The sequence below is a fragment of the Rothia sp. HMSC062F03 genome (assembly GCF_001836905.1).
GTDB lineage: Bacteria > Actinomycetota > Actinomycetes > Actinomycetales > Micrococcaceae > Rothia > Rothia mucilaginosa_A.
In genome coordinates this window covers 171580-190441 of sequence record NZ_KV830861.1, presented here as the reverse complement: position 1 = coordinate 190441, position 18862 = coordinate 171580, and the positions used below count along the sequence as shown (strand labels likewise).

The window sequence follows — 18862 nt, the reverse complement described above, 5'->3', positions numbered from 1 at the left end:
TGACCGGCGGCGGGAATGAAAAGATGCGGGTTAACGCAGAGCGAGCCCGGCCCCTTTCGGGTACCGGGCTCGCTCATGCGCTACAGCCTCGCTAGATCTTCTCGATCTCGGTGAAGCTCAGGGTCACGGGGGTGTCGCGGCCGAAGACGGAAATCATCACGACAATCTGCTGAGCCTCGGCCTTAATCTCGGACACGGTGGCGTCCATACCCTCGAATGCGCCGGACTTCACGCGGACGTTCTCACCCACGGTGTAGTCGGACTCAACGACGGGCTTGGAGACGGGCAGGCCCTGGCTCTGTTGCTGCTCCTCGAAGACGGGCAGGAGCATCTCGAAGACTTCATCCATGCGCAGCGGAACCGGGTTGTATGCATCCTGGCCCACGAAGCCAGTCACGCCCGGGGTGTGGCGCACAACGCCCCACGAGTGGTCGGTCAGTTCCATACGGACCAGCACGTAGCCGGGAACGCGCACGCGGCGGATGGTCTTCTTCACGGTGTTCTTGAACTCGACCACGGTCTCCATGGGAACCTGGACCTCGAAGATCTCATCCTCGGCCTCGAGGTTCTGGATACGGGTCTCGATACCGGTCTTCACCTTGTTCTCGTAACCCGAGTAGGTGTGCACCACGTACCAATCGCCCACCTGACGGCGCAGCTTCGACTTGAATTCTTCCAGAGCGTCGACTTCCTCAGCCACCTCGGCAACTTCCTCGGCTGCCTCAACAGCCTCGGTAGCCTCCTCAGCCAGCTGCTCGACAGCTTCGGCCTCTTCGGCAGCCTCAGCAGCGGCTACCTCGACCTCTTCAATCTCGGATACCAGTTCCTGCTCGGACACGTCGCTCCTACTTTCTATCGCTTACGATCTGGCTGCGCTGCATACGCAACACCGATCAATAATCCGGGAAAAATTATGATACTCGGCGCAACACCCCACCGGGGATGCGCTCGGTATCGGTTAGCTAGTTACGCTGAATCGTTCCGTTACCAAAGATCCAGAATGCTCCCTGGCCGAACAGATAATCCAGGCCGGAAATCAGCAGGAGCATCACCACGACGAACAGCAGAACCGCGAGGAAGTAACCAATCAGCTCGCGTCCGGTGGGAGTGGTAACCTTCTTCAACTCCGCGATAACTTCGCGAAGGAATGCAAAAATACGGCCGAAGAAACCGCGCTTCTCATCGCTCTTTGAGGATGCGCCAGACTCAGCAGCCTGAGTGGCAGTAGCAGACGATGCCATTTCTTCTGCCCCTTTCTGTATCTAAAAAAGTACGCCCGGAGTGCGGGCGTACAATCGTTTATTGAGGCAATTTGAGCAGGGCGGACAGGACTCGAACCTGCAACCTGCGGTTTTGGAGACCGCTGCTCTACCAATTGAGCCACCACCCTTTGAAGCCTGAGCTTCGGCGTGAGAGTTGCTTCTCACTCGTTCGCTCCTCCATTGCCTCCTAAGCCAGTGGGCTTTAGAGGGGCAAACAATTACACCCTTGCGGGTGCAGAACTAACTCTAAACCATGCCGACGCGCTCGTGCAACTCCAGAACGCAATATTTTTCAGAAAAAGGCTGTCCATTCTTTCTTTCGGAGGTATCCTATCTCCGGCGATGCCCCGTATCCTATAAGGAAGAACGCATCTTTACACACGAGGAACGCACGAGGTGACGCACCCGTACGCCCTCCAACGGGCCCGCCGGCTACGACCTCACCGGCGTTTCGCCCCCGCTACACACAATAAGAGAGAAGAGAGCCCCCATGGCGCGCATTTCCAGCCGTATCGGTGCCATTGCACCCTCCGCAACCCTTGCCGTTGATGCAAAGGCCAAAGCACTCAAGGCTCAGGGACGCCCCGTCATCGGCTTCGGCGCCGGCGAACCCAACTTTGCTACCCCCGCACACATTGTGGATGCCGCCCACGAAGCGTTGAAGGACCCCAAGAACTTCCGCTACTCCCCCGCCTCCGGCCTGCCCGAGCTGAAGAAGGCCATCGCGGACAAGACCCTGCGCGACTCCGGCGTTGAGGTCGATCCCTCCCAGGTCATCGTGACCAACGGCGGCAAGCAGGCCGTATACCAGGCCTTCGCCACGGTCATTGACGAGGGCGACGACGTTCTGCTGCCGGCTCCCTATTGGACCACCTACCCCGAATGCATCCGCCTGGCCGGCGGTAACCCCATCGAGGTTTTTGCCGGTAGCGACCAGCACTACAAGGTCACCGTCGAGCAGCTCGAGGAAGCCTACACCCCCGCAACCAAGGCGCTCATCTTCGTCTCCCCCTCCAACCCGACCGGTGCCGTGTACACCGAAGAGGAAACCCGCGCCATCGGCCAGTGGGCTCTGGAGAAGGGCATCTTCGTCCTGACCGACGAAATCTACGAGCACCTCACCTACGATGGTGCCGACTCGGTCTCGATTCTGAAGGCCGTACCCGAGCTGGCCGATCGCTGCGTAATCCTCAACGGTGTGGCCAAGACCTACGCCATGACCGGTTGGCGCGTGGGCTGGATGATTGGTCCTCGCGACGTTATCGCGGCGGCTTCTAACCTGCAGTCGCACATGACCTCCAACGTCAATAACATCGCCCAGCGTGCCGCCCTGGCCGCCCTGACCGGCCCGCAGGACGACGTGAAGGTCATGCACGCCGCCTTCGACCGCCGCCGCCGCGCCATCGTCGAGGGTCTTAACGCTATCGAGGGCGTGCACTGCCCCGTTCCCACCGGCGCGTTCTACGCCTACCCGGACGTTCGCGAGTTGCTGGGCAAGGAAATCGACGGCGTACGCCCGCAGACCAGCGCCGAGCTCGCCGAGCTCATCCTCGAGAAGGCCGAAGTTGCCGTTGTCCCCGGCGAGGCCTTCGGACCCAGCGGCTACCTGCGCCTGTCCTACGCCCTGGGAGATGACGATCTGGCCGAGGGCATTGCCCGCCTGCAGGAACTACTGGGTCGCGCGCGCGATTAGTCGCCTCTCGCGAGTGCGTTTCATGAATCGTTAAATATTTTTTTGAGCGCCCGGGGCCTGCCTCTACCATTACGGTGGAAGCAGGCCCCGGGCCTCTCTTCGTTGTCAGGGCGCGGATGCGGCAAGCGGCCGCTCAAAATATGCCAGCTGAGGGTGTAAAGCACCTGAACTTTTATGCCGGAATGAGGCCATTCCCACCCCAATCCACCACTACCCACACATCCCAAACCCCGCTAAAATAGAGACCAAGAGAATGACCTCCCGAGCGGCACTTTCGTGCGTGCCGACTTCGTGGAGGCCATAGTTATATACGCGCGCAACACACCCCCGACGCGCAGACATTCACAAGGAGCCAACATGAAGATCGGTCTGCTTACTTCCGGCGGCGACTGCCCCGGCCTGAACGCTGTCATTCGAGGTGCCGTGCTCAACGGTGTCAAGAAGTACGGTTACGAATTCGTCGGCTTCCGTGACGGCTGGCGAGGCGTCGTCGAGGGCGACTACATGGACCTGCCCCGCCAGAAGGTCCGCGGCCTGGCAGCCCAGGGCGGTACCATCATCGGCACCTCCCGTACCAACCCCTTCGACGGCCCCAACGGCGGCCCCGAAAACATCGAAATCATGATGGAGCGTCACGGTATCGACGCCATCGTCGCCATCGGCGGTGAAGGCACCCTCGCCGGCGCCAAGCGCCTGGCCGACGCCGGCCTGCCCGTCATCGGCGTGCCCAAGACCATTGATAACGACCTGCGCGCGACCGACTACACCTTCGGTTTCGATACCGCAGTCTCCATCGCAACCGAGGCTATGGACCGCATCCGCACCACCGGTGAGTCGCACCACCGTTGCATGGTCGCAGAGGTCATGGGTCGTCACGTCGGCTGGATTGCGCTGCACTCCGGCATGGCGGCAGGCGCACACGCCATCCTGATTCCCGAGGTCAAGGTCTCCATGGACCAGGTCGCCGAGTGGGTCACCGAGGTACACGACCGCGGCCGTTCTCCCCTGGTCGTTGTTGCCGAGGGCTTCATCCCCGAGGGCTTCGACGATGTCATGGCCAACAAGGGTACCGAGAAGGACGGTCGTCCGCGCCTCGGCGGCATTGGTGAATACGTGACCCACGAAATCGAACGCATGACCGGCGTCGAGACCCGTAACACCATCCTCGGCCACATCCAGCGCGGTGGCGCCCCCACCGGCTTCGACCGCGTGCTGGCAACCCGCCTGGGCATGGGCGCCGTGGACATGGTTGCCCAGAAGCAGTGGGGCAAGATGGTTTCGGTCCAGGGCACCGTCGTCAAGTACGTGCCGCTGGAAGAGGCTTTGGACGGCCTGAAGTCCGTTCCGCAGGAACGTTGGGACGAGGCCTCCGTTCTCTTCGGCCGCTAAGCCGCTCCCCGTACACAAAACCGCTGAGGCGGGCACTCCATCGCGAGTGCCCGCCTCAGCGGTTTCTACGCTTCCAGAAAGAACAGAGAGTCGGTTTCTAACGCTTCAAGAACTCCTGACCGGAGAGGGAACGGCGCGCCACCTCGCCCGAATCGGGCGAAACCACAGTCGTCTGAGCCACCGCATACTCCGTGGCCGGTGCCGGGGACCCGTCGGGCAGGAAATCCCCACCGTCTACCGCGCGCAGGGGCGCCTTCGGATCAACGCCACGCTTAATGACGGCCAGGGCGATGGGCCCGGCCTCGTGGTGCAGCGCCACCGAAGTGATACGGCCAACCGGGCGGGCCTTGCCCTCCACGAAGAGCTCACTACCGACGGCCGGCAGGGTGTGCTCCGAACCATCGATGTCCAAGAATACCAGGCGGCGCGGCGGGCGGCCCAGGTTGTGCACGCGCGCAACCGTCTCTTGCCCCTTGTAGCATCCCTTATCGAAGTGCACCGCAGTGCGGGAGTAGTCCAGCTCCTGCGGAATACTCTTGTCATCCACCTCGGTGCCGTAGCGGGGACGCCAGGCCTCGATGCGCAGGGCCTCGGCGGCCCATACACCCGCGAGGCGAACGCCCTCGCGGTTCTCCGCCAGGGCATCTAGCGTCCCGCGGGGAACAATCGTCCAGAACCGCACGTAGTCGGCTCCCGGGTGCGCATCCCCGGCCTCGTCGTAGCGATAGCCACCCGGGGCGGGGGTGTTCCAGGGGTCCTCCCACACCGGCAGGCCTTCGGCGGAGGCACCGGCGAGCGCCGCGGCCAGGGCCGGATGTACTACTCCATCAGCACCGCGGGGATCGCGGCTCGTCTCGAGCACCGCGTACTCGTCGCTGAGATTCTGAATCTCGACACGCAACATGAACTTCATGCGGTTGAGGTACTCCTCCAGGGATTCGGCCTGGTCACCCTCGACGATGAGCCAGAGGGCCTCACCGTCTTCGAAGGCTGCGGGGGCGTATTCGATGCGTCCCTGCGGGGTCAACAGCAGGAATTCACGGCTATCGCCGGCCTTCATATCGCTCAGAATCTGCGAGGCGATGGAGGTCAGCCAGGTCAGGCGGTCCGGGCCCGTCACTCGCACGATACCCAGGGACGAGCGGTCTACCACCACCAGGGGTTCGTCCGCCCCGGCGGAACGGTCGCGGCTCAGAGCTCGCTGCTCGTGGATGGGGTCGCCGTAGTGGGCCGCCACGCCCTCGTCGGGGCCGCCGGCGGCGAAAGCCCCGCTCACCGAAAGCAGGGGGCTTGCGAGGCGTGCGGTCCGGTCCTGTTCGGTCTCAGGCCGGGTCGGACCTGTCAAAGATTCAGTCACGGAGGAAACCTTTCACACAAAAGAACCCACCCCACCGGGGAGCGGGGCAGGCTCTAACTATTGGCACAAGCTATTCGGCGGCGGGCTTATCGGAAGGCTCGCCGGTGGGCTCTTCGCCGTCCAGGGAACCGAACATTGAAGTTCCCAGGGAATCGCCGGTCATCGAGGAGGTCTTGCGCAGCTCGGCGGAAGCGTGCTTGTGCAGCTTGCCCTCGGCGTCCGCAATCTCCCAGTCCCACATGAGGTTACCGTTGACCAGGCCCCACAGGCGCACCGAGCCGGCGTACTCGTGGGAAATCTCGTCGCGCAGCAGGTTGCCGGTCTGCATGCGCACGACCGGGCCCTTAACCATGCCCACGTAGTTCTCGCTGATACCGCCGGGGTGGGCGATGGTTGCGAGCAGGGAGAAGCCGTCGTCCTCGTTACGCAGGGTCTCGACGCTCTCCGCGTCGGCGAAGGCGGGAACAACGTCCTTGGGCACGATGCCGAAGCCGCCGTCGGCATCGGTGAGCGGGCGATCGATCTGCCAGAAACCGGTCTCTACGGTGATGGGACGGAGCTTCTTACCCTCGTCGTCGAGGAGGAAAGATTCGGCGCGGTACTCAATGAAGGGCAGGCCATCCTGCTCAAAGGTAATAATCTGGCCGAAGGGGGTGTTTTCCTGACCCTCGTACCACATGGTTCCGGTGCCTTCCCAGGTGCCGAGGAGCCACGCAAAGGGAACGAGTTCAGGGGTTAGGTTGGAAGGAATTTCAATAGCCATACCCACATTCTACCGGCTAGGGCAGGCAACGGATAGAGATATGTTACGAGTTCGCCAGCGGCCCAGAAGCCTACCGCCGGTAGCCCACCGGAGAAAACAGGCATAGGAAACCCCCGCCCGGATGAACCCGGACGGGGGTTTACGCCGTCATTGGCGCGGGCGGCTCACGAACCGCCCAATGCCCTATGTCAGGCTTATGCTTCTGCCCTTATCGGAAGATTACTTCTGACCGCTGAAGAGGCCGCGCAACACCGCGAAAGCACCGATTGCGATGCACACGGAGATGATAGCCATCAGCACCATGAAGAAAGCTTCGAGAGCCATAAGATTGTTATCCATGTCTTAAAGCTACCACACGCCCCAGCGCGAAAGAGCGCACGGGGGGCTGGCGGGGCGGGGTGTCCTTAGTCTGAGGCTGGCGCCGCTCCCGGCGGTTGGGGGCCGGGCGGGTACACTAGAAGAGATTTATCAAGCCGCCGCGTGACGTGTAGGAAGGGAGAGAACGTGTACCGTATTGCGCTTCTGAGCGACACCACGGCTCAGGACGTCGTTCCCTCTCTGAGCCTCCTCAGCCACCGGGTGCAGCTCTTCCCCCTCGACACGGCGCATAAGGTCCTCGAGGATCAGGGGTTTGACCTGGTCATACTGGATGCCCGCACCGCGCTCGTGCAGGCTCGCCACAGCGCCCAGCTGCTCCGTGCATCCGGCCTACAGCTCCCCCTCATCGCGCTTCTTAACGAGGGCGGTATGGCGGCGGTTGCCTCCTCCTGGCAGGTGGACGACATCGTTTCGGATCAGGCTTCCCCCTCCGAAATGGATGCCCGCCTGCGCCTGGCCATCGTGAGTGAGGCCGAGCCCCAGGACGAGCCGATGCAGGAGCGCATCATCCGGGCCGGCAACCTGGTTATCGACACGCAGGCCTATTCGGCACATCTCTCCGGGGCCGCGCTCAACCTGACCTTCAAGGAGTTTGAGCTCCTCAAATTCATGGCCATGCACCCGGGCCGCGTCTTCTCGCGCGCGCAGCTGCTCTCGGAGGTCTGGGGCTACGATTCCTACTACGGCGGCACCCGCACGGTCGACGTGCACGTGCGTCGCCTGCGATCGAAGCTGGGCACCGAGCACGAGCAGATGATTTCGACCGTCCGCAACGTGGGATATTCCTTCAGCTCGACCCGTTAACCGACACGCGAGGGGCGTAGGACGGTCGGTTCCCGTCATATTCGTTCGTAACCTAGACCAAACTCTTCAAAGAACAATATTCCCCGGTAGAGTTAAAGGGAAGGCTACGAAAGAAGGCAATGATGGCCACCAGTCAGACAACCCCTCCCTCAACCGACCTTGTCTACACCGAACCCGCACTCACCGCCGAGCTGCTGGACCGTTTCGATACTTTTGCCCGCGAGGTTGCGCTCCACGACGGCGTCTCGGCGTTCTCCGAGCAGACCCGCATCGAGCTCACCAAGGCCCTGCGCGAGCGCACCCTCACCCCTCCCCGCCTCTTCCTGGCCGAGGACGGCGGCACCATCGCGGCCGCCTTCGTGGCCCTCACTCCCGTCTCCGATGAGGACGGCGGCGTCATCGAGGCGGCCGTGGCTCCCGCCTACCGCGGTCGCGGCGCGGGAAGCGCGTTCTTCGAGCACGCCGTCCGTCAGCTCGGTAAGGATGCCGTGCGATACCGCCTCTGGGTGCACGGAAGCGCCAACGACACCGGCATCGAAACCCCCGCGCACGCCTTCGCGACCCTACACGGGTTCAGCCCGGTGCGCGTTCTGTACAAGATGGTTCTGCCGCTGGACGAGTCAACCCGCGAGGACCTCGTTGAACGCTCCGACGCGCGCGCCCTCCCCGAGAATCTGCGGATGCGCACCTACACGGGCGCGGACGAGTTCCCCTGGCTGCGGGTTAACGCGGCCGCCTTTGCGCACCACCCTGAGCAGGGCAAGCTCACCCTGGCCGATTTGCGCGAGCGCACCGGCTCCGATTGGTTCCGTCCCGAGGGCTTCTTCATCGCCTCCGAGAAGGAAGACGACGCTTCGATTGCTGCGTTTACCTGGACCAAGATTCCGACCGGGCAGGGGAGGGGCGAGCTCTCCCCCGCCGGCGAAATCTACGTGGTGGGAGTGAACCCCGACTCGCAGGGAGGCGGCTTGGGCCGCACCCTGACCCTGCGAGCGCTGGCCTACCTGGCGTTGGCCGCCGACGAATCGGGCGAGCCTCTGCACGCCATCGAGCTCTACGTGGATGCCGACAACACCGCGGCCTACTCGCTGTACACCTCGTTGGGATTCAGCGTGGCCACGGTGGACCGCATGTACGCTCCCGGTCACGCCGCTTAGCCCGCCTGCCCCCGAGCCCGCTCAGGCCTCATTGCATGCCGGGCCCGCCCCTGCGCGCCGCCGCGGGTGCGCCCACCGATTTAGCTAACCACTACACAGGAAAGGAAGTACAGTATGGTACCCGCCCCTAACGGTCTGAATAAGGCACCCAAACCCAAGCCCACCGAGCCGGCGCCCATGACCGGCGTTATCCACATCGGCAACGACATCTCCAAGATCGAGCGCGCGGACTCCCGCGGCGACCGCATCGAGAAGGGCGAGAAGCGATCCTACTTCAGCCTGGAGGAAGAGTTCGGCCCCGAGCGTTTCTTCGACCGCGAGAGCAGCTGGCTCGACTTCAACACCCGCGTGCTGGAGCTGGCGGAGGATCCGGACCTGTACCTGCTGGAGCGCCTGAACTTCCTGTCCATCGTCGCTTCCAACCTCGACGAGTTCTTCATGGTGCGCGTGGCCGGCCTGAAGCGCCGCATCGCCACCGGGCTGGCCGTGCCCTCCGCCGCCGGTCTGAGCCCCGAGGAGCAGATGGAGGAGATTGCCGAGCGCGCCCACAAGCTGCAGGAGCGCCACGCCAAGGTATTCCACGAGCAGGTGCTGCCCGCCCTGGAGGAACAGAATATCCGCATCGTGAGCTGGGAGGATTTGGACACCGACGCCAAGGTACGCCTGCGCCAGGATTTCATGCGCGACATCTTCCCGATTCTGACCCCGCTGGCCGTGGACCCGGCTCACCCCTTCCCCTACATCTCGGGTCTTTCGCTCAACCTTGCCGTGCTGGTGCGCAACCCGCAGACCGGCAAGGAGCTTTTCGCCCGCGTCAAGGTACCCGATCAGCTGGACCGTATGGTCTCCGTGGACGGTGCCCGCGCCGCCAACACCGCCGGCCGCGAGAGCCGCTACATTCCGCTTGAGGACATCATCGCGGAGCATCTCGACACGCTCTTCCCCGGCATGGAGGTTGTGGAGCACCACGTCTTCCGCGTGACCCGTAACGAGGATCTCGAGGTGGAAGAGGACGACGCCGAGAACCTGCTGAAGGCCCTGGAGAAGGAGCTTCTGCGCCGCCGCTTCGGCCCGCCGGTGCGTCTGGAGGTTGAGGATACTATTAACCCCACCATCCTCGACCTGCTGATTTCTGAACTGAACATCGACGAGTCCGAGGTGTACCGCCTGCCGGCCCCGCTGGATTTGCGTGGCCTGAGTGCCATCGTGCGCGCCAACCGTCCGGCGCTGCACTACCCCAAGCACATTGCGCACACCTCCCGCTGGCTCAACGCCGCCGAGACCGCCAAGGAAGCGGATGTCTTCGCCGCAGCCCGCGACCACGACGTGCTGCTGCACCACCCCTACGATTCCTTCGCCACCAGTGTGCAGGCTTTCCTGGCTCAGGCCGCCGCCGACCCGCGCGTGCAGGCCATCAAGCAGACCCTGTACCGCACCAGCGGCGATTCCCCCATCGTGGACGCCCTGATTGAGGCCGCCGAGGCCGGCAAACAGGTCGTGGCGCTGGTCGAGATTAAGGCCCGCTTCGACGAGGAGGCCAACATCTCGTGGGCTCGCAAGCTCGAACGCGCCGGCGTGCACGTGGTGTACGGCATCGTGGGCCTGAAGACGCACTGCAAGCTCTCCCTGGTGGTGCGCCGCGAGGGCAACCACCTGCGTCGTTACGCCCACATCGGCACCGGTAACTACCACCCCTCCACGGCCCGTTTCTACGAGGACCTGGGCATCATCACCTGCGACGAGCAGATTTGCGAGGACGTCTCGCGCCTGTTCAACCAGCTCTCCGGCTACGCCCCGAAGACCAGCTACAAGTCGCTGCTGGTTGCACCCCGCTCCCTGCGTAGCGGCCTGATTGAGCGCATCGACCGCGAGATTGAGAACCACCAGGCGGGTAAGCCGGCCAAGATTCAGATCAAGTGCAACTCAATGGTGGACGAAGCCGTCATCGACTCGCTCTACCGCGCTTCCCAGGCGGGCGTGCCGGTGGATGTGGTCGTACGCGGTATCTGCGCCCTGCGCCCCGGCGTTCCCGGTCTGAGCGAAAACATTCGTGTGCGCTCGATTCTGGGCCGCTTCCTGGAGCACTCGCGCGTGTTCGCCTTCGAGAATGCGGGCGATCCGGTCGTGTACATCGGCTCGGCCGACATGATGCACCGCAACCTGGACCGCCGCATCGAGGCGCTCGTGCAGATCAAGGATCCGCGCCACATCAAGTACCTGCTCGATATGTTCACCATCTACATGAGTGATTCTTCGCGCACCTGGCACCTGGCCGCGGACGGCACCTGGACCCGTCACAACACCGATAGCGAGGGCAAGCCCCTGCAGGATGTGCAGTCCTACTACCTGCGTTCGCGCTCGCGTAAGAACGTGGATAAGGTCTAGGCCGGTATCGTCCCTTCCACAAGGAGCCCCACTTCCCACCCCGTACGGTGGGGAGCGGGGCTCCTTCGCTATCCTGCGTCGGTTTGCCGGTTCCCGCACGCCCACCCAGACATAACCCGGACGCAAAGGTGAACAGAAGGTTACGTCAAGGTGACAGGTTGTGGTTTTTCTCCCGTACAATAAGACGCGGAACCCGGCGCTTCCACCGCGCCGTGCAGACCCAACCACCAAGGACTAGAGAGACATGGCCCCGCAGGATTCCTCCTCCATCTACTACTCGGCCCGACGCTTCGACGCGGTGAACAGCGTCGACCGTTCCCCCGCCAACACCGCAGAAATCGTTGCTGCCGGCGCGCTGATTTGGCGCGTGCGCGACGATGTCTTCGAGGTGCTCATCATTCACCGACCCAACTACGACGACTGGTCCTGGCCCAAGGGCAAGCAGGACCCGGGCGAGTCCCTCGCAGAAACCGCAATCCGCGAGATTCGTGAGGAAGTGGGCCTGCAGGTGACCCTGGGCGTGCCGTTGGCTGTCACCTCCTACCCCGTGGGCGGCCGTCCCAAGGATGTCTTCTACTGGTCCGCTCAGCTCCCCGAGGGCGCTCGCGCCCTGGCCGATGAGGGTGAAGTGGACGAGCTTCGCTGGGTGACCCCCGAGGTGGCCCGCGCCCTGCTGACCAACCGTGATGACCTGGGCCCGCTAGATTCCCTCGAGGCTCTGCGCGAGGCGGATGCGCTACGCACCCGCCCCGTCATCATTGCCCGCCACGCGAAGGCCAAGCCGCGTTCGCACTGGGCCGCCGCCGAGGATGACCGTCCGCTAGCCGGCACCGGTAAGCGCCAGGCCCTCGCCTCCAGTGGCCTCTATGCTGCCTGGGCACCCAACCGAATCCTCTCCTCGCCGTGGCTGCGCTGCCTGCAGACGGTGACCCCCTACTCCGTGGAGCACGGCGTGGCGATCAAGGAGAAGAAGTCCCTCTCGGAGGCCGGCGCTCAGCGTCACCCTGCGCGCACGACCCGTACCGTGGCCTCCCTCTTCGAGAAGGACGCCCCCTCGCTGCTGTGCACGCACCGCCCCGTGCTGCCCATCGTCATGGAGGTTCTGGGCGAGCACCTGTGGGAGGGATCGCCCGCCGATATCCTGCCGGCCGCCGACCCCTACCTGGAGCCCGGCGATGCCCTGGTGCTGCAGGTGACCGAGGGTGAGAATCCGCGTATCGTTTCGGTGGAGCGGGTACGCCCGGCCCTAGATTAGCCCTCCGCTTTTAACTTCTGACCGCGAACGCGCCGATTCGTACTCCTCGGCGCGTTCGCGCGCTTCTACAATGGATAAACGGCCCGGCACGAACCGCGCCCGGCCATCCCGCACGGACTACCACGAAGGTTCATCATGAGCGACGCACCCATCCCCACCCCGTACGAAGATCTTCTGCGCGACATCCTCGAGGAAAACAAGGACGCCATCGCCGCCGACGCTCAGCGTTCCGACCGCACCGGCACCGGCACCTTCGGCGTGTTTGGCCGCCAGATGCGCTTCGACCTGCGGGATTCCTTCCCCCTGATTACCACCAAGCGCGTGCACTTTAAGTCGGTTGCTATTGAGCTGCTGTGGTTCCTGCGCGGTTCCTCGAACGTCCGCTGGTTGCAGGAGCGCGGCGTGACCATTTGGGATGAATGGGCCGACGAGAACGGTGACTTGGGTCCGGTGTACGGCGTGCAGTGGCGTTCCTGGCCGACCCCCGACGGAGGCACGATCGATCAGATTGCCAAGGTCATCGACTCGCTCAAGAACAACCCCGCCTCGCGCCGCCACATCGTTTCGGCGTGGAACCCGGTCGAGGTGGACAACATGGCGCTTCCGCCCTGTCACGCGCTCTTCCAGTTCTACGTGCACGAGCGCCCGGACGGCGTGAAGGAGCTCTCCTGCCAGCTGTACCAGCGTAGCGCGGACATGTTCCTGGGCGTGCCCTTTAACATCGCCTCCTACGCCCTGCTGACCTACCTGATTGCGCAGGAGGTGGGCATGGTTCCGGGCGAGTTCGTGTGGACTGGCGGTGACTGCCACATCTACTCGAACCACCTGGAGCAGGTGAAGAAGCAGCTGGGTTACGGCACCGACCCGGAGGGCAACCCCTACCCGCCGCGCGAGCCCTACCCGTACCCGAAGCTCGTTATTAAAACCAAGAAACCTTCTATTTTCGATTACGAGTACGAAGACTTTGAGCTGGTGGACTACAAGCACCACCCGGGCATTGCCGCCCCGATTGCGGTCTAACTGCAGGTAGCTCTAGGAGGCATGATGTATTGTCTGGGTGCTATTTGGGCTCAAACCGATGCCGGAGTCATTGGCCGCGCGGGGGATATGCCCTGGCGCGCCCCGGAGGATTTGGCGCATTTCAAGGCGGTCACCCTGGGGGCTCCGGTCATCATGGGGCGCCGCACGTGGGAGTCCTTCCCGCCGCGTTTCCGTCCACTGCCGGGCCGCACGAATATTGTGATTAGCCGTTCGGTTTCTGAGGCTGAAGAAAGCGATGGTGCCCTGTGGGTTCCCTCGCTGGATGCGGCCCTGTACGCGGCTCGCGACGCCGTGGGCGCACCGGTTGAGCCGAATCCCGAGCTGCCGGAAAGCACCGCGGCTAACACCCCTACCGTTGATGCCTGGATTATTGGCGGCGGTTCCGTGTACGCGGAGGCGCTCTCCCGCAACGACCTGCCCGCCTTCGGTCGGGTGGAAGTGGTGGAGCGTACGTTCTTCTACTGCCAGGAAGGCAACGAGATTACCGGCGATACGCGAGCGCCCGAGCTGCAGCTCGCGGACTCTCACGGAAACTGCGCGGCAGGCTCCCCGAACGGATGTTGGCACGTGGTCTCCGAGACGGCCTGGGAGAAGAGCGAGAAGGGGTATCTGCTCGATGAGTCGGGCACGAAGAACCCCATGTACTTCTCCTTCCAGAGGCTCGAACGTCTCTAGCGTTGGCTCGGCTTCTCCGGCCCGAACGCGTCTTTTAGGCGCATCGCTCAAGCCCGCGGATACTTCACCCGGAGTGCCGCGGGTTTGAGCGTTTAACCCGCCCCGAGCGCCCCGAGGATAAGCCCCGGCGGTAAGCTCCGCGCCTCCGCGGGATGTTCCGTTCCGAATACCAGATTTTTTGTACGGTGTTATCCCGGATGCGCCAACCTGAGAGTACACTGGGAACCATGAACTTTAATCCCGGTGACTCTGTAGGTTTTGTTGGCTGGCGCGGCATGGTGGGCTCGGTCCTCATGAAGCGCATGGTTGAGGAAGGCGACTTCGAGGGCATTACCCCCGTTTTCTTCACCACCTCTAACGTTGGTGGCCAGGCGCCCACCTTCGACGGCGTTCTCGAGCCGTCCGAGCTGAAGGACGCCTACGACATTGATGAGCTGCGCAAGCACTCGATTATTGTGACCGCTCAGGGCGGTGGCTACACCGAGGCTGTGCACCCGAAGCTGCGTGCGGCCGGCTGGGACGGCCTGTGGATTGACGCCGCCTCTACCCTGCGCATGAACGATGACTCCATCATCGTGCTGGACCCCATTAACCGCGACGTCATCGACCGCGGCCTGGCCTCCGGCGTGAAGGACTACATCGGCGGCAACTGCACCGTCTCCTGCCTGCTGATGGGTCTGGGTGGTCTCTTCAAGAACGATTTGGTCGAGTGGGCAACCTCCATGACCTACCAGGCGGCTTCCGGCGGCGGCGCCCGCCACATGCGCGAGGTGCTCGCACAGTTCCGCGACCTGGGCAATGAGGTGGCCGCAGAGCTGGACGACCCCGCATCCGCAATTCTGGACATTGACCGCAAGGTTCTGGCAAAGCAGCGTTCCGGCGAGCTGGATTCCACCCAGTTCGGTGTGCCGCTCTCCGGCTCCCTGATTCCCTGGATTGATTCGGATCTGGGTAACGGCCAGTCCCGTGAGGAATGGAAGGCTGAGGTCGAAACCAACAAGATTCTGGGCCGTTCCGCCGACGATAAGGTCACCATGGACGGCCTGTGTGTCCGTATCGCCGCGATGCGCTCGCACTCCCAGGCGCTGACCATCAAGCTCAAGAAGGACCTGCCGCTGGAGGAAATCGAGCGCATTATCGCCGAGGATAACCCCTGGGTTCGCTTCGTGCCGAACGAGCGCGAGGCCTCGATGGAGCAGCTGACCCCCGTGGCCGCCTCCGGCTCCCTGGAGATTCCGGTTGGCCGCGTGCGCAAGCTGGCCATGGGCCCCGAGTACATTAGCGCGTTCACCGTGGGTGACCAGCTGCTGTGGGGTGCCGCCGAGCCGATTCGCCGCATGCTGCAGATTGCCGTGGGCAAGCTCTAAAGCTTGCTGACTAGCACGTACGAAAGCCCTCGCTTTCCATCCCGGACGGATGGAAGCGAGGGCTTTTGCTCTGTCATTAGCGCTGGCGGGTGGGATACAGGCGTGAGGCGGGCTCTAGCGTTGCTGAGCTCGGGCCGCCTTGCGTGCGGCTTTGCGCTCCTTACGCTGCTGGCTCCAGGCGCGGTAGCGGTACCAGGCGGTGAGCACCACGTGCTTCATGAATCGGTTGGCGCGGCGGGCCCAGGTAAATTCGGTGCCCCAGATGCCCAGGCCGATGAAGATGAAGAGCCAGCCGGGGCCGGGGGTGACGAGCATGATGAGCCCGGCGATGAAGCAGAAGGCGCCCACACCGATCACGAGGGGTTTGTAGAGGTGCCGCAGGACCGGATGCGCGTTCATACGCTCCTTGCGGGCTTCGAGCCAGCGGTGAAAGCGACTGGTTTCGCTTTCTTTGACTTCGTCTTCGATGGTTTTCAGGGGTGGTCCTTCCAAACGGGCGGCGAGTTTCGCCGAGCGGCGGGCTGGTTAGAGAATATCATCTGTCGCTGGGCGGGGGCTGTGAAGAGTTTTCTTAATCTATGAGATTTTTTGTCATCTTCACGTTTTTTCGTTTCTATGGTGTTCAAGTCGAAAATACCTTTATACACTGTAAGGGAAACAATTCACCGGCATTACGCCTAAACACTAAGGAAGCGACCCACCACCGTGTCCTCCTCCCGTCCCGTATCAACGGACTCATCCCGCACCAACGCCGCTGCGCCCGCCACGGAACGCAACGCCGCACCCACTCTCAACGAGCGCCTCGAAAACCTCCCCTTCACCCGCGCCCACGGCAAGCTCCTGGGCATCTCGGGCCTCGGCTGGGCACTCGACGCCATGGACGTCGGCCTCATCTCCTTCGTCATGGCCGCGCTCCTCAAGGAATGGCACCTCAGCCCCACCGAAGCCTCCTGGCTCGGTTCCATCGGTTTCGCCGGCATGGCACTCGGCGCAACCTTCGGCGGTCTGCTCGCCGACAAGCTCGGCCGCCGCTATATCTTCGCCCTCACCCTGCTGATCTACGGCCTGGCGACCGGCGCCTCCGCGCTGTCCACCTCGCTGGGAATGCTGCTGGTCTTCCGCTTCCTGGTCGGCCTGGGCCTGGGCGCCGAGCTGCCCGTGGCCTCCACGCTCATCTCCGAGTTCTCGCCCCGTTCCATCCGCGGTCGCGTCGTGGTCGCTCTTGAAGCGTTCTGGGCCATCGGCTGGATTCTGGCCGCCGTCATCGGCACCTTTGTCGTTCCCCAGGCCAACGGCTGGCGCTGGGCCCTGGCCATCGGCCTGATTCCCGCCATCTACTCGCTGGTGGTCCGCATGGGCACTCCCGAGTCCGTGCGCTTCCTGGAGTCCGTCGGCAAGCACGATGACGCCCGCCGCGTCGTCGAACGCTTCGAAGCCTCCCCCGCTCTCTTCCCCAAGGCGCAGAAGGCCGAGGAGACCGCCGTCCACGGCACCGAGGAGAGCACCGACAACGCCGAATCCGCCAAGGTCCACTCGATTTGGGCCGCGGGTCAGCGCCGCAAGACCATCGCCCTGTGCATCATCTGGTTCTGCATTAACCTCTCCTACTACGGCGCCTTCATCTGGATTCCGGCGTTGCTGAGCGCTCAGGGCTTCAGCCTGGTCAAGTCCTTCGCGTTCACACTCATCATGACCCTCGCGCAGCTGCCCGGTTACGCCGTGGCCGCCTACCTCATCGAGAAGTGGGGCCGCCGCGCCACCCTGGCCGCCTTCCTGATTGGATCCGCGCTGGCCGCGGCGGGATACGGCCTGGCACACTCCGACGTGTTCATCATCATCGCGGGTTGCCTGCTCTCCTTCTTCAACCTGGGTGCTTGGGGTGCGCTCTACGCCCTGAGCCCGGAAATCTTCCCGACTCACCTGCGCGGCACCGGCACCGGTGCTGCGGCCGGTATTGGACGCCTGGCCTCGATTGCGGCACCGCTCATCGTGCCCCCGCTCGTGGCCTTCGGCGGAACCCCATTGCTGTTCACGCTCTTCGCTCTGGCCTTCCTGACCGCCGCAACCACGGTGTTCTTCCTGCCTGAACGTCGCGGCCAGTCGCTCTAACCGCGATTCGCTGTAAACCCGCACGCCGTGCCCTCCCGCAGCTTTTGGGGAGGGCACGGCGTTCTTGTGGGCCATAATGGTTGAAGACCTAGAATACGTCTTTGAGGGGTCACCGCAATGCTTGATTCTTTTGTACCCACCGCCTACCGGACAGAGTTCACGCCCTGGCCCGTGAGCGAGCGCTACGCCACCGCCCGCCGCGCGGGAACGCCCGAGGCCCAGCTGCTCCCCGGCGAGCTCACGGTGCATCGTAGCGACGGGGCTTCCATGAGCTACTACCTGGACTGGCCCGAGAACTTCGGACCCACCGATAAGCCGATTGCATTGAGACCCCGGTACAAGAACTCCTACCCGCAGGACTTCGTGCTCACCGTGCAGGTGCGCGATGCGCAACTCCTCTTCAGCGTGTCCTCGCGTAGCTTCTGGGAGCAGCGCGACGGTCGCGCGGTGGAGCGCGGGTTGATAGCCCGCGGCTACCTTCCGCTGGATGCGCCCGGAACGCCCCGGCGCGATGAGAACCGGGGCAAGGAGAATCTACGCCAGGAAGGGGATTCTTCCCCCGCGGTCTCTTCCGCCCCGCCCCTGCTCGGCTGGGATATCACCGACATCTACCCGGCCCGCATGGCGCTGATTCGTGCACTCTGTGAAGGCCTCTGCGCATCTCTCGCGGCGCAGGCCTCTGTTCTGGCCCCCGGCGAGGCCCGCGTGGACGAGCTCGGGGACAGGCTGCGGGCTGTACATCTGAATCCCTCCGAACGCCCGGATGAGGCAGAGGCGGGCCGAGAGGTTTCCGCGGGCATGGTGCGCGCGCTCATCATTGAGCAGGATGAATCCGCGGGCGGCGAGGCCCGCGCCTACTACGCCAACGTGCTCTCGCCCGTGCCGAACGAGTTCGGCAATATCGTCTGGTCCACCCGCGAGGACGCCGAATACTTCCCCTGCCGTCCCGTGAGGCACAAGCCGATTTTCCACGTCCCCTGCCCCCGCGAACGGGTCCCCTTTGCTGTACAGGCACTCGTGCGGCATCTGCCCGAGGCTCCCGCAGCTACCGGCCGCGAGGCCCCTCCGCGGAGCCAGACCCTACCGGCCCCCGGCGAATCTCCCTCGGCCGATCCCCGTTAGGTTGCATCCGGCACGGTCACTTCCGGCACAGTCGCTTGCGGTCAGGCAGGCTCCGGGCGGAATAACCGCTTCCCCATAAACGCACGATACCCCGGTTCCGTTTCA

General features: G+C 63.7%; 16 protein-coding genes and 1 tRNA gene. 11 read left to right on the top strand and 6 right to left on the bottom strand.

Going from position 1 to position 18862, the window contains the following annotated elements; translation table 11 throughout:
- Nucleotides 1-91: 91 nt before the first annotated feature.
- The 3 genes from nusG to HMPREF2674_RS00805 all read right to left on the bottom strand — a co-directional run bounded on the left by nusG (nucleotide 92) and on the right by HMPREF2674_RS00805 (nucleotide 1390).
- Nucleotides 92-838, bottom strand: a complete 747-nt coding sequence (gene nusG / locus HMPREF2674_RS00815) for a transcription termination/antitermination protein NusG (RefSeq protein WP_049345747.1) — start codon at nucleotides 836-838, stop codon at nucleotides 92-94.
- A 124-nt stretch (nucleotides 839-962) separates the two neighbouring features.
- A complete protein-coding gene (secE, locus tag HMPREF2674_RS00810; protein ID WP_049331833.1) occupies nucleotides 963-1241 on the bottom strand; it encodes a preprotein translocase subunit SecE in 279 nt (92 codons plus the stop codon).
- A 76-nt stretch (nucleotides 1242-1317) separates the two neighbouring features.
- Nucleotides 1318-1390 (bottom strand) — tRNA-Trp (locus HMPREF2674_RS00805).
- Between the two features lie 362 nt (nucleotides 1391-1752).
- Here HMPREF2674_RS00805 and HMPREF2674_RS00800 point away from each other — a divergent pair.
- On the top strand, nucleotides 1753-2955 hold the full coding sequence (locus HMPREF2674_RS00800; RefSeq protein WP_049345743.1) for a pyridoxal phosphate-dependent aminotransferase: 1203 nt from the start codon (nucleotides 1753-1755) through the stop codon (nucleotides 2953-2955).
- Nucleotides 2956-3312: 357 nt separating this feature from the next.
- Nucleotides 3313-4344 carry a 6-phosphofructokinase gene (locus HMPREF2674_RS00795; RefSeq protein WP_070824570.1) on the top strand — a complete coding sequence of 344 codons (1032 nt, stop codon included), beginning with the start codon at nucleotides 3313-3315 and terminating at the stop codon, nucleotides 4342-4344.
- 97 nt (nucleotides 4345-4441) lie between these two features.
- Here the strand turns inward: HMPREF2674_RS00795 and HMPREF2674_RS00790 are convergent, their stop codons facing one another.
- Nucleotides 4442-5701, bottom strand: coding sequence for a CAF17-like 4Fe-4S cluster assembly/insertion protein YgfZ (locus HMPREF2674_RS00790; RefSeq protein ID WP_371441244.1), 1260 nt, complete (start codon nucleotides 5699-5701; stop codon nucleotides 4442-4444).
- 70 nt (nucleotides 5702-5771) lie between these two features.
- Nucleotides 5772-6464, bottom strand: a complete 693-nt coding sequence (locus HMPREF2674_RS00785; protein ID WP_049331824.1) for a heme-binding beta-barrel domain-containing protein — start codon at nucleotides 6462-6464, stop codon at nucleotides 5772-5774.
- Nucleotides 6465-6968: 504 nt separating this feature from the next.
- Between HMPREF2674_RS00785 and HMPREF2674_RS00780 the strand changes: the two genes are divergently transcribed.
- The 7 genes from HMPREF2674_RS00780 (at nucleotide 6969) to asd (ending at nucleotide 15526) form a co-directional block, all read left to right on the top strand.
- Nucleotides 6969-7646 carry a winged helix-turn-helix transcriptional regulator gene (locus tag HMPREF2674_RS00780; protein ID WP_049331822.1) on the top strand — a complete coding sequence of 226 codons (678 nt, stop codon included), beginning with the start codon at nucleotides 6969-6971 and terminating at the stop codon, nucleotides 7644-7646.
- A gap of 122 nt (nucleotides 7647-7768) precedes the next feature.
- Nucleotides 7769-8803, top strand: coding sequence for a mycothiol synthase (mshD, locus tag HMPREF2674_RS00775; protein WP_141761779.1), 1035 nt, complete (start codon nucleotides 7769-7771; stop codon nucleotides 8801-8803).
- Between the two features lie 114 nt (nucleotides 8804-8917).
- A complete protein-coding gene (locus HMPREF2674_RS00770; RefSeq protein ID WP_080975241.1) occupies nucleotides 8918-11188 on the top strand; it encodes an RNA degradosome polyphosphate kinase in 2271 nt (756 codons plus the stop codon).
- A gap of 244 nt (nucleotides 11189-11432) precedes the next feature.
- Entirely contained in the window at nucleotides 11433-12443 is a 1011-nt protein-coding gene (locus HMPREF2674_RS00765) for an NUDIX hydrolase (protein ID WP_070824568.1), read from the top strand.
- A gap of 135 nt (nucleotides 12444-12578) precedes the next feature.
- Nucleotides 12579-13463, top strand: coding sequence for a thymidylate synthase (locus HMPREF2674_RS00760; RefSeq protein WP_049347644.1), 885 nt, complete (start codon nucleotides 12579-12581; stop codon nucleotides 13461-13463).
- A gap of 24 nt (nucleotides 13464-13487) precedes the next feature.
- Entirely contained in the window at nucleotides 13488-14159 is a 672-nt protein-coding gene (locus HMPREF2674_RS00755) for a dihydrofolate reductase (protein ID WP_070824567.1), read from the top strand.
- 227 nt (nucleotides 14160-14386) lie between these two features.
- The gene (asd, locus tag HMPREF2674_RS00750; protein WP_049331813.1) at nucleotides 14387-15526 is read left to right on the top strand and encodes an aspartate-semialdehyde dehydrogenase; all 1140 of its coding nucleotides are present in this window, start codon (nucleotides 14387-14389) and stop codon (nucleotides 15524-15526) included.
- A gap of 114 nt (nucleotides 15527-15640) precedes the next feature.
- Here asd and HMPREF2674_RS00745 read toward each other — a convergent pair whose 3' ends face one another.
- Nucleotides 15641-15925, bottom strand: coding sequence for a PGPGW domain-containing protein (locus tag HMPREF2674_RS00745; protein ID WP_246826139.1), 285 nt, complete (start codon nucleotides 15923-15925; stop codon nucleotides 15641-15643).
- Between the two features lie 306 nt (nucleotides 15926-16231).
- Between HMPREF2674_RS00745 and HMPREF2674_RS00740 the strand changes: the two genes are divergently transcribed.
- On the top strand, nucleotides 16232-17635 hold the full coding sequence (locus HMPREF2674_RS00740; protein WP_070824566.1) for an MFS transporter: 1404 nt from the start codon (nucleotides 16232-16234) through the stop codon (nucleotides 17633-17635).
- Between the two features lie 117 nt (nucleotides 17636-17752).
- Nucleotides 17753-18757: a histidine kinase gene (locus tag HMPREF2674_RS00735; RefSeq protein ID WP_070824565.1), complete on the top strand. Its 1005-nt coding sequence runs from the start codon at nucleotides 17753-17755 to the stop codon at nucleotides 18755-18757.
- The last annotated feature ends 105 nt before the right edge of the window (nucleotides 18758-18862 follow it).

Excerpts from the sequence above, each read along its gene's own strand:
- HMPREF2674_RS00795 (WP_070824570.1), top strand. The coding sequence starts at position 3,313 with ATGAAGATCGGTCTGCTTACTTCCGGCGGCGACTGCCCCGGCCTGAAC.
- HMPREF2674_RS00765 (WP_070824568.1), top strand. The coding sequence starts at position 11,433 with ATGGCCCCGCAGGATTCCTCCTCCATCTACTACTCGGCCCGACGCTTC.
- HMPREF2674_RS00800 (WP_049345743.1), top strand. The coding sequence starts at position 1,753 with ATGGCGCGCATTTCCAGCCGTATCGGTGCCATTGCACCCTCCGCAACC.
- asd (WP_049331813.1), top strand. The coding sequence starts at position 14,387 with ATGAACTTTAATCCCGGTGACTCTGTAGGTTTTGTTGGCTGGCGCGGC.
- HMPREF2674_RS00755 (WP_070824567.1), top strand. The coding sequence starts at position 13,488 with ATGTATTGTCTGGGTGCTATTTGGGCTCAAACCGATGCCGGAGTCATT.
- mshD (WP_141761779.1), top strand. The coding sequence starts at position 7,769 with ATGGCCACCAGTCAGACAACCCCTCCCTCAACCGACCTTGTCTACACC.
- HMPREF2674_RS00770 (WP_080975241.1), top strand. The coding sequence starts at position 8,918 with ATGGTACCCGCCCCTAACGGTCTGAATAAGGCACCCAAACCCAAGCCC.
- secE (WP_049331833.1), bottom strand. The coding sequence starts at position 1,241 with ATGGCATCGTCTGCTACTGCCACTCAGGCTGCTGAGTCTGGCGCATCC.
- HMPREF2674_RS00735 (WP_070824565.1), top strand. The coding sequence starts at position 17,753 with ATGCTTGATTCTTTTGTACCCACCGCCTACCGGACAGAGTTCACGCCC.
- HMPREF2674_RS00785 (WP_049331824.1), bottom strand. The coding sequence starts at position 6,464 with ATGGCTATTGAAATTCCTTCCAACCTAACCCCTGAACTCGTTCCCTTT.
- HMPREF2674_RS00760 (WP_049347644.1), top strand. The coding sequence starts at position 12,579 with ATGAGCGACGCACCCATCCCCACCCCGTACGAAGATCTTCTGCGCGAC.
- HMPREF2674_RS00745 (WP_246826139.1), bottom strand. The coding sequence starts at position 15,925 with ATGAACGCGCATCCGGTCCTGCGGCACCTCTACAAACCCCTCGTGATC.